The sequence below is a fragment of the Microbacterium yannicii genome, from assembly GCF_024055635.1.
Taxonomy (GTDB): domain Bacteria; phylum Actinomycetota; class Actinomycetes; order Actinomycetales; family Microbacteriaceae; genus Microbacterium; species Microbacterium yannicii.
This window is the reverse complement of sequence record NZ_JAMXMB010000015.1, coordinates 24,195-41,691: the sequence shown is the minus strand read 5'-3', so window position 1 is coordinate 41,691 and position 17,497 is coordinate 24,195. Positions and strand designations below refer to the sequence as shown.

The 17,497-nt window shown below is 70.0% G+C and carries 7 protein-coding genes; 3 read left to right on the top strand and 4 right to left on the bottom strand.

Annotation, left to right across the window (positions count from 1 at the left end; genetic code table 11):
* Window positions 1–37: 37 nt before the first annotated feature.
* Both rpoC and rpoB read right to left on the bottom strand, forming a co-directional pair.
* The gene (rpoC, locus tag NCG93_RS07725) at window positions 38–3,910 is read right to left on the bottom strand and encodes a DNA-directed RNA polymerase subunit beta' (RefSeq protein WP_194414534.1); all 3,873 of its coding nucleotides are present in this window, start codon (window positions 3,908–3,910) and stop codon (window positions 38–40) included.
* Between the two features lie 41 nt (window positions 3,911–3,951).
* Window positions 3,952–7,449, bottom strand: coding sequence for a DNA-directed RNA polymerase subunit beta (gene rpoB / locus NCG93_RS07720; protein WP_194414535.1), 3,498 nt, complete (start codon window positions 7,447–7,449; stop codon window positions 3,952–3,954).
* Between the two features lie 306 nt (window positions 7,450–7,755).
* Here rpoB and NCG93_RS07715 point away from each other — a divergent pair, with 306 nt between their 5' ends.
* The 3 genes from NCG93_RS07715 to NCG93_RS07705 all read left to right on the top strand — a co-directional run bounded on the left by NCG93_RS07715 (window position 7,756) and on the right by NCG93_RS07705 (window position 15,037).
* Window positions 7,756–10,389, top strand: coding sequence for an ATP-binding protein (locus NCG93_RS07715; RefSeq protein ID WP_194414536.1), 2,634 nt, complete (start codon window positions 7,756–7,758; stop codon window positions 10,387–10,389).
* Between the two features lie 159 nt (window positions 10,390–10,548).
* Entirely contained in the window at window positions 10,549–12,801 is a 2,253-nt protein-coding gene (locus NCG93_RS07710; RefSeq protein ID WP_194414537.1) for a DUF7363 domain-containing protein, read from the top strand.
* Between the two features lie 34 nt (window positions 12,802–12,835).
* Window positions 12,836–15,037, top strand: coding sequence for a caspase family protein (locus NCG93_RS07705; RefSeq protein ID WP_194414538.1), 2,202 nt, complete (start codon window positions 12,836–12,838; stop codon window positions 15,035–15,037).
* An 18-nt stretch (window positions 15,038–15,055) separates the two neighbouring features.
* Here the strand turns inward: NCG93_RS07705 and NCG93_RS07700 are convergent, their stop codons facing one another.
* Together NCG93_RS07700 and NCG93_RS07695 are read right to left on the bottom strand one after the other, a co-directional pair.
* Window positions 15,056–16,642, bottom strand: coding sequence for a 5-oxoprolinase subunit B/C family protein (locus tag NCG93_RS07700; protein WP_252787482.1), 1,587 nt, complete (start codon window positions 16,640–16,642; stop codon window positions 15,056–15,058).
* Window positions 16,643–16,724: 82 nt separating this feature from the next.
* Window positions 16,725–17,480 carry a LamB/YcsF family protein gene (locus NCG93_RS07695; RefSeq protein ID WP_194414539.1) on the bottom strand — a complete coding sequence of 252 codons (756 nt, stop codon included), beginning with the start codon at window positions 17,478–17,480 and terminating at the stop codon, window positions 16,725–16,727.
* Window positions 17,481–17,497 lie beyond the last annotated feature (17 nt).

Genomic DNA, 17,497 nt, shown 5'->3' with positions numbered 1-17,497 from the left:
CGCCGCGACGTGCGGGTCCCGTCGGGACCCGGTCGACTCAGTTGTAGTCGGTCGTGAAACCGTCGGTGGAGAAGCTGTCGAAGTCGACGTAGCTCAGGTCGGCATCGGTGTATGCGCCGTCCGAGGCGAAGATGCGGTTGGGGTACCGCTCGCTCTTCGCCTCCTCCGTCGCCTCGACCGTGACATCGCGGTACTTCGCGAGGCCGGTTCCGGCGGGGATGAGCTTTCCGATGATGACGTTCTCCTTGAGGCCGACGAGCGGGTCGCTCTTGCCCTCCATGGCCGCCTGCGTCAGGACGCGGGTGGTCTCCTGGAACGACGCGGCCGACAGCCACGACTCGGTCGCGAGCGACGCCTTCGTGATACCCATCAGCTCCGGGCGACCCGACGCGGGGCGCTTGCCCTCGGCCACGGTCTCGCGGTTGATGTTCTGGTACTTCTTGAAGTCGACCAGCTCACCCGGCAGCAGCGTCGTGTCGCCGTGGTCGACCACGGTGACCTTCCGCAGCATCTGACGGACGATGACCTCGATGTGCTTGTCGTGGATCGGCACACCCTGCGAGCGGTACACGCCCTGGACGCCGTTGACGAGGTACTTCTGCACCTCGCGGGCACCCTGCACGCGCATGACCTCCTTGGGGTCGAGCGTGCCGACCTGGAGAGGCTGACCGACCGTGACGCGCTGCCCGTCCTCGACCAGGAGCGTCGCGCGCTTCAGGACCGGGTAGACGTGCGGCTCGTCGCCGTTGTCGGGCGTGAGGATGACCTTCTTCGACTTCTCGGTCTCGTCGATCGTGATGCGGCCATCGGCCTCGGCGATCGGCGACGCGCCCTTCGGGGTGCGGGCCTCGAACAGCTCCTGCACGCGGGGAAGACCCTGCGTGATGTCGTCGGCCGACGCGGAACCACCGGTGTGGAAGGTACGCATCGTCAGCTGCGTGCCGGGCTCACCGATCGACTGGGCCGCGATGATGCCGACGGCCTCGCCGATGTCGACGATCTTGCCGGTCGCGAGCGAACGGCCGTAGCACTTGGCGCAGACGCCGACCGCCGAGTCGCAGGTGAGAACCGAGCGGACCTTGATCGACTCGACACCCGCGCCGACGAGCTTGTCGATGAGCACGTCGCCGACGTCCTCACCGGCGGAGGCGACGACCTCGCCCTTCGGGTCGACGGCGTCGGCCGCGAGCGTGCGGGCGAACACCGAGTTCTCGACGTTCGCGTCGCGCACGAGCGCACCGTCGGCGCCGGGGGCGGCGATGGTGAACTCGAGGCCCTTGGTGGTGCCGCAGTCCTCCTCGCGGATGATGACATCCTGCGAGACGTCCACCAGACGACGGGTCAGGTATCCCGAGTCGGCCGTACGGAGGGCCGTGTCGGCCAGACCCTTACGGGCACCGTGCGTCGCGATGAAGTACTCCGCCACCGACAGACCCTCGCGGTACGAGGAAATGATCGGACGCGGGATGATCTCACCCTTGGGGTTGTTCACCAGGCCTCGCATACCCGCGATGTTGCGGATCTGCAGCCAGTTACCACGAGCACCCGACGAGACCATCCGGTTGATGGTGTTGTCGGCCGGGAAGTTGTCCCGCATCGCCTTCTGGACCTCGTCGGTCGCCTCGGTCCAGATCTTGATGAGCTCCTGACGACGCTCGGCGTCGGTGGTGAGACCCTTCTCGAACTGCGCCTGGACCTTCGCGGCCTGCTTCTCGTAGCCCGCGACGATCTCGCCCTTGTTGGGGGGCGTGAGGATGTCGCTCAGCGCCACCGTGACACCCGAACGGGTGGCCCAGTAGAAGCCGGCGTCCTTGATGCGGTCGAGCGAAGCCGCGACCTCCACCTTCGGGTACTCCTCGGCCAGCTTGTTGACGATCTGCGACAGCTTGCCCTTGTCGGCCTGCTCGCGGACGAACGGGTAGCCCTTGGGGAGCGTGTCGTTGAAGATCGCCTGGCCGAGCGACGCGTCCACGAGACCGTGGCGCTCGTAGCCCTCGGGCGCTTCGCCCTCGAGGAACGTGAGCCCGGGGACGCGGATGCGGACCTTGGCCTGCAGGTCGAGGGTGCCCTCGTCCTTGGCCAGGATCGCCTCGCCGACCGAGCCGAACACACGACCCTCACCGGCGGCGCCCTCCTTGACCGTGGTCAGGTGGTGCAGGCCGATGATCATGTCCTGCGAGGGCAGGGTGACCGGACGGCCGTCCGACGGCTTCAGGATGTTGTTCGACGCGAGCATCAGGATGCGGGCCTCGGCCTGAGCCTCGACCGACAGCGGCAGGTGGACGGCCATCTGGTCGCCGTCGAAGTCCGCGTTGAACGCGGCGCAGACGAGCGGGTGCAGCTGGATCGCCTTGCCCTCGACGAGCTGAGGCTCGAAGGCCTGGATGCCGAGACGGTGCAGCGTGGGTGCGCGGTTGAGCAGCACGGGGCGCTCGCGGATGATCTCCTCGAGCACGTCCCAGACCTCGGGACGCGTGCGCTCGACGGCGCGCTTGGCCGCCTTGATGTTCTGCGAGTGACCGAGGTCGATCAGGCGCTTGATCACGAACGGCTTGAACAGCTCGAGCGCCATCTGCTTGGGCAGACCGCACTGGTGGAGCTTGAGCTGCGGGCCGACGATGATGACCGAACGGCCCGAGTAGTCCACGCGCTTGCCGAGCAGGTTCTGACGGAACCGGCCCTGCTTGCCCTTGAGCATGTCGGACAGCGACTTGAGCGCACGGTTGCCCGTGCCCGTGACGGGGCGACCACGGCGGCCGTTGTCGAACAGCGCGTCGACGGCCTCCTGCAGCATCCGCTTCTCGTTGTTGACGATGATCTCGGGGGCACCGAGGTCGATCAGGCGACGGAGGCGGTTGTTGCGGTTGATCACGCGACGGTACAGGTCGTTCAGGTCGGAGGTCGCGAAGCGGCCACCGTCCAGCTGCACCATCGGGCGCAGCTCCGGCGGGATCACCGGGACGACGTCGAGCACCATCGAGGCCGGGCTCATGCCGGTCTGCAGGAACGAGTTGACGACCTTCAGGCGCTTGATCGCGCGGATCTTGCGCTGGCCCTTGCCCTCGGAGATCTGCAGGTGCAGGTCCTCGGACTCCTGGGCCAGGTCGAACGCCTCGAGGCGGCGCTTGATGGACTCGGCGCCCATGTGGGCCTCGAAGTACTGGCCGAAGCGGTCCTGCAGCTCGTGGAAGATCTCGTCTTCACCCTTGAGCTGGCCCACCTCGAGCGTGCGGAAGTCCTCCCACACCTTCTCGAGACGGGTGATCTGGTCGTCGGTGCCCTTGCGGATACCGGCCATCTCCTTCTCGGCGGCGTCCTTGACCTTCTTCTTCTGGTCGGCCTTGGCACCTTCCTCCTCGAGCGCGGCGAGCTCCTCCTCCAGCTTCTGGAGGCGAGCGGCGACACGCGCGTCGCGGCGGTCGGCGAGCGTCTTCAGCTCGAGGCGGATGTTGTTCTCCTGCGTCGAGAGGTCGCGGTGGCGAGCCTCCTCGTCGACGGAGATCACCATGTACGCGGCGAAGTAGATGACCTTCTCGAGGTCCTTCGGTGCCATGTCGAGCAGGTACCCGAGGCGCGACGGGACGCCCTTGAAGTACCAGATGTGCGTGACAGGCGCCGCGAGCTCGATGTGGCCCATGCGCTCACGACGGACCGAGGACTTGGTGACCTCGACGCCGCAGCGCTCGCAGACGATGCCCTTGAAGCGGACGCGCTTGTACTTGCCGCACGCGCACTCCCAGTCGCGCGAGGGGCCGAAGATCTGCTCGCCGAACAGACCGTCCTTCTCGGGCTTCAGGGTGCGGTAGTTGATGGTCTCGGGCTTCTTGACCTCGCCGTAGGACCAACGACGGATGTCGTCAGCGGTGGCCAGGCCGATGCGAAGCTGATCGAAAGTGGTTGATTCGAGCACTGGTTCTCCTGTGTCGGAAATTCGTTCGTTACCTGGCGCGCTTAGATCTCGTCGATCGACGACGACTCGAAGCGGCTGGAGATGTTGATGCCGAGCTCTTCGGCGGCGCGGAAGGCGTCATCGTCGGTGTCGCGGAGGTTGACCGCCGTGCCGTCGGCCGAGAGGACCTCGACGTTCAGGCAGAGCGACTGCATCTCCTTCATGAGCACCTTGAACGACTCGGGGATGCCGGGCTCCTGGATGTTCTCGCCCTTGACGATGGCCTCGTACACCTTGACGCGGCCGAGGATGTCGTCGGACTTGATCGTGAGGAGCTCCTGCAGCGCGTATGCGGCGCCGTAGGCCTCGAGGGCCCACACCTCCATCTCACCGAAGCGCTGACCGCCGAACTGCGCCTTACCACCGAGCGGCTGCTGGGTGATCATCGAGTACGGGCCCGTCGAGCGCGCGTGGATCTTGTCGTCCACGAGGTGGTGCAGCTTCAGGATGTACATGTAGCCGACCGAGATCGGAGCCGGGAACGGCTCGCCGGAGCGGCCGTCGAACAGCTGCGTCTTGCCCGTCGAGTCGATCAGGCGCTCGCCGTCGCGGTTCGGGGTCGTCGAGTCGAGCAGACCCGCGATCTCGGCCTCGAAGGCACCGTCGAACACCGGGGTCGCGACCTTGGTGCCGGCCGGCGCCTCGAGTGCCTGCTCGGGCAGCGAGGTGGCCCACTCCGGGGTGCCCTCGACCTTCCAGCCCTGCTGGGCGATCCAGCCGAGGTGCAGCTCGAGGACCTGGCCGAAGTTCATTCGACCCGGGATGCCGAGCGGGTTCAGGATGACCTGGACCGGCGTGCCGTCCGCGAGGAACGGCATGTCTTCGACGGGGAGGATCTTCGCGATGACGCCCTTGTTGCCGTGACGGCCGGCGAGCTTGTCACCCTCGGTGATCTTGCGCTTCTGGGCGATGTAGACCACGACGCGGCGGTTGACGCCCGAGCCGAGCTCGTCGTCGCCGTCCTCGGCGTTGAACTCCTTGACCGCGATGATCGTGCCCTGCTCACCGTGGGGCACCTTCAGCGACGTGTCGCGGACTTCGCGGCTCTTCTCGTTGAAGATGGCGCGCAGCAGACGCTCCTCGGCCGACAGCTCGGTCTCGCCCTTCGGCGTGACCTTGCCGACGAGGATGTCGCCGGGACGCACCTCGGCGCCGATGCGGATGATGCCGCGCTCGTCGAGGTCCTTCAGCAGGTCGGGGCTCACGTTGGGGAGATCACGGGTGATCTCCTCCTTGCCGAGCTTCGTGTCGCGGGCGTCGACCTCGTACTCCTCGATGTGGATCGAAGAGAGGGTGTCGTCCTTCACCAGGTCCTGGCTCAGGATGATCGCGTCCTCGAAGTTGTGACCCTCCCACGTCATGAACGCGACGAGGAGGTTCTTGCCGAGCGCGAGCTCGCCGTTCTCGGTCGCGGGACCGTCGGCGATGACCTCGCCGGCCTCGACGCGCTCGCCGGCCGAGACCACGACACGCTGGTTGTAGCTCGTGCCCTGGTTCGAACGGTCGAACTTGCGGAGGAAGTAGTCCTGCGTGCCGCCCTCGTCGAGCTGCACCGTCACGACGTCCGCAGAGACCTCGACGACGACACCGGCCTTGTCGGCGGTGACGACGTCACCGGCGTCGATCGCGGCGAAGCCCTCCATGCCCGTGCCGACCACCGGCGACTCCGAGCGGAGCAGCGGCACGGCCTGGCGCTGCATGTTCGCACCCATGAGGGCGCGGTTCGCGTCGTCGTGCTCGAGGAACGGGATGAGCGAGGTCGCGACCGACACCATCTGGCGCGGCGAGACGTCCATGTAGCCGATCTCCTCCGAGTGGAAGAGGTCGACCTCGCCGCCGTTGCCGCGGCGCGCCAGGACGCGGTCCTGGGCGAAGCGGCCGTCGGCCTTGAGCTCGACACCGGCCTGGGCGACGATGTAGTCGCTCTCCTCGGAGGCGGTCAGGTAGTCGATCTGGTCGGTGACCTTGCCGTCGACGACGCGGCGGTACGGCGTCTCGATGAACCCGAACGCGTTGATGCGCGCGAACGAGGCCAGCGAGCCGATCAGACCGATGTTCGGGCCTTCAGGCGTCTCGATGGGGCACATGCGGCCGTAGTGCGACGGGTGGACGTCGCGGACCTCGACGCCGGCGCGCTCACGCGACAGACCGCCGGGGCCGAGGGCCGAGAGGCGGCGCTTGTGCGTCAGACCCGCGAGCGGGTTGTTCTGGTCCATGAACTGCGACAGCTGCGACGTTCCGAAGAACTCCTTGATCGCGGCCACCACGGGGCGGACGTTGATCAGGGTCTGCGGCGTGATCGCCTCGATGTCCTGCGTGGTCATGCGCTCGCGGACGACGCGCTCCATGCGCGACAGACCGGTGCGGACCTGGTTCTGGATGAGCTCTCCGACCGCGCGGATGCGACGGTTGCCGAAGTTGTCGATGTCGTCGATGTCGAGACGGATCTCGGCCGGCTTGCCGCCGCGCACGCCGTCGAAGGTGGCGTCGCCGCGGTGGATGCGCACGAGGTACTTGATCGTGGCGACGATGTCGTCGACCGTCAGCACCGAGTCCGACAGCGGCTTGTCGAGGCCGAGCTTGTGGTTGATCTTGTACCGGCCGACCTTCGCGAGGTCGTAGCGCTTCGGGTTGAAGTAGAAGTTGTCCAGGAGCGCACGCGCGGCCTCGGCGGCCACCTGCTCGCCCGGACGGAGCTTGCGGTAGATGTCGCGGAGGGCGTCTTCCTTGGTGAGGATGGTGTCCTTCGACAGCGTCTCCTCGATCGAGTCGAAGCCGGCGAACTCGGCGAGGATGTCCTCGCTGGTCAGGCCGAGCGCCTTGAGGAAGACGGTGACCGACTGCTTGCGCTTGCGGTCGATGCGGACGCCGACCTGATCGCGCTTGTCGATCTCGAACTCGAGCCACGCACCGCGGCTGGGGATGACGCGCGCCGAGACGATGTCCTTGTCGGACGTCTTGTCGGCCGTCTTGTCGAAGTACACGCCGGGCGAACGGACGAGCTGCGACACGACGACGCGCTCGGTGCCGTTGATGATGAAGGTGCCCTTGCCGGTCTGGAGCGGGAAGTCGCCCATGAAGACCGTCTGCGTCTTGATCTCACCGGTCTGGTGGTTCATGAACTCGGCCTCGACGTAGAGCGGGGCGGCGTACGTCTTGCCGCGCTCCTTGCACTCCTCGATGGAGTACTTCTCGGGCTCGAGGTACGGGTTCGTGAACGAGAGCTGCATCGTCTCGCTCAGGTCCTCGATCGGGCTGATCTCCTCGAAGATCTCCTCGAGGCCGCTGATCTCGGGCACGTCGGTGCGACCGTCGGCCTTCGCCTGGGCGACGCGGGCCTTCCATGCCTCGTTGCCGACGAGCCAGTCGAACGACTCGGTCTGCAGCGCGAGAAGGTCGGGGACCGTCAGCGTGTCGGAGATCTTGGCGAACGAGAGGCGGGATGCTCCGCGGCCGTTCTTGGGGGTGGTGGGGTTGGATGCGTTGCGCGCAGCAGCCAAGGGGATTACCTCCGTGGGCCCGTAGGGCTCGTTTCCTTGTCGTCAGGTGGAGTGCTCTCTTCCCCGAAACCCGCGCGGCACTCCTCGCGTGAACGCGGGGGGGCGCAGGCACAGCCGACCACCATATGAGGGCAGGGGGAATCCAAGAGCGCAAAGACCCACTATACGTCGGACGACGCGCCGTGTCCAGTCGGATTCTTGAAAAGTTCTGGATGCTGCGGTATAAGCCCGACGGGGCGCCGTTCCTGATACACCGACGCTCTGAACCCGTGGCGGCGACCGGCCCTCCGGGTCCATGATGTGCTCATGACTGGGGGACGATCCCCCGTGATCCGCACGCCCGACCAGCGGATCCGGGTGTTCGTGAGCTCGACCCTGCGCGAGCTCTCCGACGAACGTGAAGCAGTGAGGTCGGCCATCGAGCGCCTGCGACTCGCGCCCGTGATGTTCGAGCTGGGCGCGCGCCCGCACCCGCCTCGAGACCTCTACCGGTCCTACCTCGCCCAGAGCGACGTGTTCGTCGGCATCTACGGCGCCAGCTACGGGTGGGTCGCTCCCGAAGAGGAGGTGTCCGGACTCGAAGACGAGTACAACCTCGCCCCCCGCGAGATGCCCAAGCTCATCTACGTCAAAGACACGGACTCCCGCGACGAACGTCTCACCGGGCTCATCTCCCGCATCCAGGCCGACGACACCGCCGCCTACCTGCACTTCCACACGGCCGCCGACCTCGAAGACCAGGTCGCCGGCGACCTGGCCATGCTCCTCGCCGAACGCTTCGACGAGTCGCGAGCGACCGCCGAGCCCGAGCTGGAGCCGGAGGCTCCGACCCTGATCGGCCGTGTTCCCGTCCCCTACACGCCGACGATCGGCCGCGAGGCCGACATCGACGCCGTGCGCACGCTCCTCGCCCGCGGCACCGACCGCGTGGTGAGCCTCGTCGGCCCCGGCGGCATCGGCAAGAGCCGCCTGGCCATCGAGACCGCCCTGGCCTGCGGCGACATGTTCCCGGACGGGGTGTACTTCGTGCTGCTCGAGGGCGTGCTCGAGCCGGGACTGCTGCTGCCGACGATCGCCTACTATCTCGGCATCCGCGACAACGGCGAAGCCGCCCTCGAGGAGCGCATCGCGCATGCGCTCGCCGAACGGCGCGTGCTGATCGTGCTCGACAACTTCGAGCAGATCGTGGATGCCGCACCCGTCCTGGTGCGGCTCTACACCGTGGCGCCGACGGCCACGTTCCTGGTGACGAGCCGCATCGTGCTGCGCATCCGCGGCGAGCGCGTCTTCGAGGTCTCACCGCTGACGATGCCGGCCGGCGACGGACCGGCGAGCCTGGATCGGGCGACGCGGTCCGCGGCGGTGACGCTGTTCGTCGACCGGGCCCGCGCGATCGACGCCGACTTCGACGTCACCGCCGACAACGCCGGTGACCTGGCCGACATCTGCCGGAGGCTGGAGGGGCTGCCGCTCGCGATCGAACTGGCCGCGGCGAAGGTGCGCATCCTGAGCCCCGCGGGTATCGCGGAGCGCCTCGAGCGCAGCCTGCCGCTGCTCACGGCGGCCGTCCGCGATCTTCCCGAGCGGCACCGCACGATGCGCGCGACGATCGACTGGAGCGTGAGCCTGCTGCCCGACACGCAGCGCGAGCTGCTCGAGGACCTCGGCGTGTTCGCGACGCGGTTCACACTCGATGCGGTCGAGGCGCTCGGCGCGGGGCGCTCGTGGGGCGACGACGCGATCGACGCCCTCACCGCGCTCATCGACGGCTCTCTCGTGAAGCAGGGCGAGGTCGGCGGGCGGCGCGTGTTCTCGCTGCTCGCGATGGTGCGCGAGTACGCACTGGGGCGCCTGAAGGACCGCGGCGACGCCGTGCAGGTGCGCCGCGCCCACGCCGACTACTACCGCGCACTCGTGCAGCGGCTCGCCCCCGGTCTGGGTGGCGACGGGCAGGCGGAGGCCGTCGTGCGCCTCGGGCTCGAGCTCCCGAATCTGCGCGCGGCGGTCCGCCACCTGATCTACACGAACCGGCTCGACGACGCCGGCGACTTCGCGTGGAGCCTCCTCATCTACTGGTGGATCTCTGGCTTCTTCGCCGAGGTGCGCGTCTGGATGCTCGAGCTGCTCGAGAAGCAGCACGATGAGCCGATCACGCAGCGCACCCGGGCGATCGCCTGGTTCTTCGCCCTGTGGGGCGAGATGTGGCAACGGCCCAGCGAGCAGGTGATCGCCGGCCTCGGGGAGTGCGTCCGGCTGTTCACCGAGAGCGGCGACGAGGATGCCGCAGCCATGGCGCTCGCCGCACGCGCGACGGCGCGCGTGCAGTTCTCCCACCTCGACACCGACAAAGCCGAGGCCGAGCTGCGCGAGGCCGTCGTGACACTGAGCGAGCGGGGCAACACGTGGGCGGAGGCGATCACCGAGGTGTCGCTCGGCCGGCTCGCGTGGGTGCGGGGCGCCACCGACGACGCCCTCGCCCATTTCGATCGCGCCACTTCGGTCGCCGAGGCGCGCGGCGACCTGTTCACCACCTCTGTCGCGGGCAACCTGCGCGCACGCCTCAACTTCCAGCTGGGCCGCATCGAGGATGCCGAGCGCGAGTTCGTGCACACCCTGCTGCTGTCGATCCGGCTGCACTACGAGGAGGGCGTCGCGTACGGGCTGGAGGGGGTCTGCGCGGTCGCCGCCGCGCACAGCGAGGCCTGGCGTGCGGCAGCCCTGGCGGTGGCCGCCGGCGTGATCCGGCGGCGCATCGGCATCTTCGACGTCGAGGCGTTCACCGTGCACACGCCGTACCTCGAGATCCTGCGCGGGCACGACCCGCAGAGCGTCGATGCCGGCCAGACCGCCGGCGCCGATCTCACCGTCGCCGAGGCGGTGCAGCTCGCGCTGCCCGAACACGAGTGGGACACCGTCGCCGACATCCTGCGCACCTGGTAGCCGCACGGACCGCAGGCGCCGGCCTCCGGCATCCGCTCTCAGGTATCAGCACCGCGCGCGAGGGGCTCTGGTGCGGTGAGGAGCGTGCTCATATGCTGTGCACCGAACTGCGCTCCTCGAATCCAAAGGTGACTGGGCACCGCTGCGAGGGGGGTCGAGATGGGTCTGGTTCCTGACGTGCCACGCGGCACAGTCGACGTCGAAGGCGACGGAGACTCCCTCGACGTGCGCATCGACCAGGCCCCGGCGGACGTCGTGCCCGATGAGCATGGAGTCACACTGCTGGCGGATGTCGTCCTCCACGCTCGGGCGGACACCGTGGTGACGCTGCTCGTCCGGGCGGGCGACGGCTTCCACTACGCCGCGCTCACGGTGCGCGACGGGATCGCGGAGCTCATCCGCCTCGAGCATCAGGGGGACCGCCGCTTCGGCGCGCGCATCGCGCTCGCGTCCGGGGAGACGCTTCACCTGACCGTGATGGCCAGCGGGGCCGAGGCGGGCATCGCCTGGCTGGAAGCGCAGGCCGCCGTCGGCGGGATGGGGATGGGCGGTGCGACCGAGGTGGCCGAGGAACCCGCGGTGCCGACCGCCGACGCGGCTCCCCCGCCCGCGACGCCGGACTTCGAGGGCGACGGGGCGTTCGCTCCGGAGCCGGTGGACGACGGACCGATCGGCGGGACCGGCGGGTTCAGGAGCAGATCCCCCGGGCTGGCGCCGCCTGCACCCGCTCCCGCCGCACCCGGTCCCGTTCCTGCGGCACCTCCGGCGACGGCCCCGCCCGCGCCGGCTCCGAGCTCGCCCACCGGTGGCATGGACGGCGCGACGCCGGTACCCGCCGTCGTCGACGCCGAGGTGCCGTCGCGCGTCGTCGCCGGCGTCGCCTTCGATGCCGTCGTCAGGCTCTCGCTCGAGGACCTCGCGCCGACGGCCGGTACGGCGCGCAGGCAGGCCCGGGCGCGGTTCGACTCGTCACGCGACATCGACGTCGCCATGCAGCTGCGCGGCCTCGCCTTCGCCGACGGCACCCCGCCGGTCATCACCACCTCACTGCCCGCGAGGGGCGAGGATCCCCGGCGTCTCGTCTTCCGGCTCATCCCCGACTCCCCCGGGCGCGGCCACATCACGGTGACCTTCACCCAGCGGCCCGTGGTCACGCCGCTGGCCGTCCTGGCGCTGAGTGCGCCGATCGACCCGGACGACGGCAGTGACGCCACCGGAGACACACGGCTGGTGGCGGCATCCGTCTCCGCGCCGCCGCGCAGCATCGCGGATCTCCCCACGCTCGTGATCGACGAGTCGATCTCGCGCGGCCGCTCCGAGCTGCTCATCACGGCGAAGATCGGCCGACAGGTGGTAACCAACTCGGTGCACCTCGACGACAAGAGCGCGTACGTCGAGGGCATCTACGCCGACCTCGCCGCGATCAGATCGGCGTATCGGCAGACCGTGGAGGATGATCCCGACGAGGCCGAAGAAGCGGCTGACACGGTCCGCCGCGACGTGCGCACCCTCGGCGCCCGGATCGCACAGGACCTGCTGGGAGATGACGTCAACTCCTTGCTGTGGAGTCGACGCCGGAGGATCTCGCAGCTCGTGCTGCAGACGTCGGGGGAGCTCGACATCCCCTGGGAGATCGTGCACCTCGTCCCCGCGCGCCGGCAGCGGCCCGATGCGGAGCGCTACTTCCTCGGCGACCTCGGGCTGACGCGGTGGATGTACGGGACGACGCATCCCACCGTCCTCCCCGTCGACACCGGCCGGGTCGTGGCGGTCGCTCCGGAGTACATCGATCACAACCTGGCCCTGCCGCGCGCCCGCGAAGAGATCCAGACGCTCGGCGACCTGCTGGCGCTCACCCCGCGCTCCGCCGCCGACCCTGCCGCTTTCCGTCAGGCGATCGCGGACGGCTTCGACCTGCTGCACTTCGCGGGGCACGGCCGCTGGCGGGATGCCGCTCCGCGCGGCCAGGAGATCGCATTCGCCGCGTTCTCGGCCGACCACGACGACGGCACCGCGTCGTACACCGACTCGGACGCGCGGCGCGACCTGCCCGAACTCGACGAGCCGCAGGCCGGGGCATCCGCTCCGTTCGTGTTCCTCAGCGCATGCGACGTCGGCCGGCTCCGCTCGGGCGCCACCGGACTCGGCGGGTTCGCCGAGGCGTTCCTGCGTGGCGGAGCCGGCGTGTTCATCGGGTGCTCGTGGGCGGTGCGCGACGACGTCACCGCGTTGTTCGTCCGCACCTTCTATACGCAGACGCTGGGTGAGCGCGCGACCGTCGGCGAGGCGGTGCTCGCGGCACGGCGAGCTGCCCGCGAATCCGGCGACCTCACCTCACTCGCGTTCACGGTCTTCGCCGATCCGCGCGCGAAGCTCGTCCCCACCGTCCGCGCCGGCGGCGCCGACCACTGACTCCATCCATCACCAGCAGACAGGACGTGACATCATGCCCGACACCACCGCGACCGCCCGTGGCGCGACGCTCAGCGCGGCGCAGCTCACGGCGCTGCGCAAGCACGTCGTCCACACCGAGGACGGACGCCTCGCCACGGCGGCGAGCGCCAGGCCGCGCACCGTCGACGACTTCAAGACCACCGCCGACGACGTCAAGCGCATGGTCGACGTCGACCTCGCCGCCTTCGTCGACCAGCTGGCGAAGAAGACGCCGGCCGGGGAGGCGCCGCCGCCCGTGCCGGTGTTCATCTGGGCCCACGGCGGGCTGACCGACAAGGCCGCGGGGCTGCAGACGGCAGAGCGCCAGGTCGGGTGGTGGAAGAAGAACGGCGTGTACCCCATCCACCTCGTCTGGGAGAGCGGGTTCAAGACGACGCTCGAGGACGTCGTCCGCGGCAAGGCGGGCAAGCGCGGGTTCACCGACCTCACCGATCTCGCGGTGGAGGCGGCGGCCCGCCTGCTCGGCGGGCGGAAGTTCTGGGACGACATGAAGGTCGACTCCGCCGGCGCCTGCCTGCCGAGCATCGACGGCGGCACGGCCGGCGGCGCCTACGTGCTCGCAGCGGCGCTCCGGGAGTACATGGCCGCCAACGCCGGCGCCATCGAGCTGCACATCGCGGGGCACAGCGCGGGGTCGATCTACCATTCGCACTTCGTGCCGCGGCTGTTCGAGGGCGACGACAAGGTCGACAGCGTGAAGAGCGTGACCTTCCTCGCGCCGGCGGTGCGCGTCGACACCTTCGAGGCGACGCTGCTGCCGCTCGCCGAGACCGGCAAGATCGAGAACCTGTCGATCTTCACGATGAACGAGAACCAGGAGAAGCGCGACAACACGGCCGGGGTCTATCGCAAGTCGCTGCTGTATCTGGTCTCCCGGTCGTTCGAGGCGGAGAAGGATGCCGAGATCCTCGGTCTCGAGGAGCACCTGCGCCGCTCCGGGCGGACAATGGCGTACCTCGGCGACGTCTCCGAGCGTCTCGTCCTCGGCCCGGTCGCCCGCGGCCGTCGCAGCAGCACACAGGCCACCTCGCACGGCGACTTCGACAACGACGAGGAGACCATGATGAGTCTCGCGCGCCGGGTCGTCGGAGTTCCCGACAGCGGCGAGGCCGACCACGTCGCCGTCTTCCCGAGCCGTGCGCGCGACGTCAGCGAGTTCACGCCCGCACCGCGCCCGGAGCCGACCGGCGCCCGGGGTGCGGCGCCGCGCAAGCTCGCGCTGTGCATCGGCATCGACGCGTACCCCAAGGACCCGCTGAGCGGCTGCGTGGCCGACGCCGAGGCCTGGGCCGAGGCGCTGGGCGGCGCCGGCTTCACGGTGGAGTCGATCCACAACGCGGACGCCACCCGCGACGCGATCCTGCGGGCGATGCTCGACAAAGTGTCGTCGGCACGAGACGGCGACATCGTGGCGATCCAGTTCTCGGGGCACGGCACGTTCGTTCCCGACCTCGACGGCGACGAGACCGACGCGTTCGGCCCGAAGGACGAGGCCCTCTGCCCCGTCGACTTCCGGGACGGGCAGCTCATCGTCGATGACGACCTCGGTGCCATCTGGGACGCGATCCCCGAGGGCGTCTCGGTCACGCTCTTCTTCGACTCGTGCCATTCCGGCTCGGTGAACCGAGAGATCACGCCGGCCGAGTTCGAGACGCGGAAGATCCCCGCCGGCGCGACCCCGCGCATGACCGTGCTCGACGCCGACGAGGAGGCGGCGTTCCGCCAGGAGCGGGCCGCGTCGCCCACCGACGCCTTCCGTACGGCTGCGTGGAAGCGGGTCGTCGACGTCGAGACCGACCGCGCCGCGGTGCCCCGCGTGCAGCGGGCCGACGGCCGGGAGGTGCTGATCAGCGCGTGCCAGCCCGACCAGGTCGCCCTGGAGACCAACGGTCACGGCGTGTTCACGTCGGCCGCCCTCCGGGTGTTCGCCCAGACGCCCACGCTGAGCAACAGCGAGTTCGTCCGCACGGTCATCGACATCCTCGACGACACCTACGAGCAGCGGCCGCTGCTGTCAGCGGCAGGCGACCTGAACGCCCGAGGACTGCTGTCCTCGGTGCGCGACGGGCTTCCGGCCGCGGCATCCGCCACCATCGAAACGAACGGACACCGCGCACCCGCCGAGATGCGCACCGCGGCGATCGTGGCCATCCTGCGCGCGACGGCCGACCTGCTGGAGGCCGGCGGTGATTAGCCCCGGGCTCCTGCTCCGTCACGCCGACGCGCGGGCGTGCCGGAACCGGATGCGGGTGCCCGGCCGAGCCTGCGCGACGAGGTCGAGCGCAGCATCCGTCACGACCGCGATCACAGGATAGCCGCCGGTCACCGGCCCGTCGGCGAGGAGGATGGTCGGCCGGCCGCTGGGCGGCACCTGCAGTGCCCCCGGCACCATGCCCTCGCTCGGCAGCTCGCCGGGGCGCGTGCGGGCGAGCTCGGGGCCGTCGAGACGCGCGCCGACGCGGTCGGCGTGGTTCGAGACCGTCCAGACCGCGTCGTACAGCGTCGTCAACGCGTCAGGGGCGAACCAGTCGGCGCGCGGGCCCGGTGCCAGTTCGAGTTCGAGCTCGTCGTCATGCGGCGCACCCCAGGCGGCGGGCGGTGCCACCGGGATGGGTACGCGTGCGTCGTCGCGGACGTCGATCACATCACCGGCGCCGAGCGCCGCAGGTCCGAGCCCCGCGAGCAGGTCGGTCGCCCGAGAGCCGAGCACCGGATGCGCGTCCAGCCCGCCGCGCACCGCCACGTACGCCCGCGCGCCGTGCGAGAACCAGTCCAGGTGCAGCTCGGAGCCCTCCGGCCACCGATGCGCCTCGTAGGGGTCGACCGCCCGCCCTCCGATGCGCACGACGCCCCAGGCGCCGGTCACGGCGACCCACAGATCGGCCTCGGCGACGGCGCGCAGCCCGCCCATCGTGACCTCGATCGCGGCCGCTGCCTCGGGGTTGCCGAGCAGGCGGTTCGCGGTGCGGAGGGCCGCGCGATCGAGCGCCCCCGAGACGGCGACCCCGACGGATGCCGCGCCCTCGCGCCCGAGATCCTGCAGCGTGGCGAGGAGGCCCGGTTCGAGGATGCGGATGCTGCGTCCGCCGGGGACCGCTCGATCCGCCGCCGAACGTGCGTGCTGCGCCGCCGCACCTGTTCCGGGCGCACTGAGCGGGATGGCGGCACGGGCACCGGTCACCTGTCGGAACCGGACCCGCGTTCCCGGTGCGAGGAGCGCGGGGGACGCGGCATCCGGATCGAACAGTGCCGCGTTCGTCGTGCCGATGAGCCGCCAACCTCCTGGGGTGTCGCGTGGGTACGCCCCGGAGAATGCGCCGGCGAGCCCTACCGCCCTGGCCGGCACTCGCGTGCGGGGCGACGCCAGTCGCGGCACGTCGAACGGCCAGCCCGCGCTGACGAGGTAGCCGAAGCCCGGCGCGAAGCCGGTGAATGCGACGCGCCACTCGGCCGTGACGTGATGTCGCACCAGCTCGTCGACGCTCGTGCCGATCAGGTCGGCGGTCTCGGCGAGATCGGCCCCGTCGTAGACGATGTCGAGCTCGACCAGCGGGCCTGCGGCGTCGGCGTCGGGCTCGGCGTCTGCGGCCGCCGCGAGCGCCCACGCGCGGGCAGCGGCCAGCGGCAGGCGCCTCGGATCGACACGGACCAGCACCGTCCGCGCGGCGGGAACAAGGTCGACGACGCCCTCCGGCCAGGTGGCGGCGAGCGCCGCGTGCAGCGGCAGCACCTCGTCGAGCGCCTCGACCTCGAGGAGGAACGCCCGCTCCCCCATCGACCGCACCCGCGGAGTCAGCACGGCGGCCGCCCCGCCGGGCCGGTCGCGATCCGCCCGGATTCGGTGATCCCCCCGGCGTCGGTGGACCTTCTGAGGCGAAGCGTCACCACGGCGCCCGCACCTCCACGCCCGCCTCGTCCAGCGCGCTCCGCACGGCGCGTGCCATGGCGACGGCGGCCGGCGAGTCGCCGTGCACGCACAGCGAGGCGGCTGCACCGTCGAGCAGCGTCCCGTCGATCGCCTCGACCACGCCCTCGCGTGCGAGCCGCACCGCCCGCGCGGCGACCTGCCCGGGGTCGTCGAGCAACGCCCCCGGCTGCCCGCGCGGCACCAGCCCGCCATCCGGAAGATAGCCGCGGTCGAGGAAGGCCTCGCGCACGAAGGGAAGACCCACGGATGCCGCAGCCGCCGCGATCTCGCCGGGCAGCCCCAGCACGGGCATCGGTCGGCCGAGCTGCTCCGAGAATCCGGCGACAGCGCGGGCGACGGCATCCGCCTGTTCCCGGTCGCCGATGACGGCGTGGTAGAGCGCGCCGTGCGGCTTGACGTAGCGGAGATCGGCGCCGGCGAGGTGCAGGCGTTCGAGCTGCTCGAGGACCGTTGCGGCGAGGTCGCCCGCGTCCATCGCGACCGGCACGCGGCCGAAGTTCGCCGGATCGGGGTACGCGGGGTGCGCGCCCACTGCCACACCGAACCGCTCCGCCCGCGCGACTGACGCGCGCATCGAAGTGGCGTCGCCCGCATGCCCGCCGCACGCGATGCTCGCGCTCGAGATCACCGCGAACATCGCCTCGTCGTCGGCCGTCGGCACGCCGTCCACCGTCTCACCGAGGTCCGCGTTGAGGTCGATCGCCGTCACGGATCCCACGGTACGCC